The following is a 663-nucleotide window of genomic DNA, read 5'->3' as shown; positions in this document are numbered from 1 at the left end:
CCCGCCCCGCCCCGCCCCGCCCCGCACGCGACGATGCCCGCCGATCCGCAGGACCTGCAACGCGATCTCGCCGAGACCTTGCACTGTGCCGCCGCGTACAACGACAAGGGCTATGCCTGGCTCGGACACGATGCCCAGCAGATCGCCGACATGCAGTACCGGTTCCAGGCCCAGTTGACGGAACTGGCCGCGCGCCTGGGCGAGGCGCGACTCGGCCCGGTGCTGAGCGCCGCCATCGCCAGCGGCGCGGCCGCGCGCGACGGCTCGGGCGACTATGTGGTGCTGTGCGAGCAGGTATTCGGCCGCGCGCGGGTGCGCCGCTGACGGCCTCGGGCACCGCCCGGCGCAGCGTCATCCAGCGTCACGGGAGCGCGGCCTGCGATACGGCCGCTGAACGCCGGTCCCGCGCTGGGACCGGCTGGCTTTGACTTGTCATTCACGCGGCCCACACTGGCGGGTGCCTTCCCCTCGCCCGATGACCCCGTGAAGAAGCCGCCCCAGGATCCTGCGTCCACCCCGCCCGCCGACACCGACACCACCCCCGAAAACCCGCAACGCCGACGCCTGCTCGGCGGCCTGGCGCTGGCCGGCAGCGCCCTGGCGCTCGGCGGCCCCGCCGAAGCCCACGCCGAGAGCCCCAAGCGCGCGCCAGCGCGTGCGCTG

Annotated in this window: 1 protein-coding gene and 1 pseudogene; both read left to right on the top strand. The window is 74.7% G+C overall.

All coding sequences use genetic code 11. The features are described 5' to 3' along the window. Positions 1-324: hypothetical protein (locus tag D183_RS0116430; protein ID WP_232757295.1), on the top strand; the 324-nt coding region annotated here is incomplete at its 5' end. A gap of 159 nt (positions 325-483) precedes the next feature. Next, positions 484-663: pseudogene (locus tag D183_RS25030) on the top strand (acid phosphatase); the annotation flags it as partial.

It is taken from the genome of Xanthomonas sp. SHU 199 (assembly GCF_000364665.1).
Classification (GTDB): Bacteria; Pseudomonadota; Gammaproteobacteria; order Xanthomonadales; family Xanthomonadaceae; genus Xanthomonas_A; species Xanthomonas_A sontii.
The sequence above is the reverse complement of the archived record's forward strand: the minus strand, read 5'-3'. Positions and strand labels throughout refer to the sequence as shown.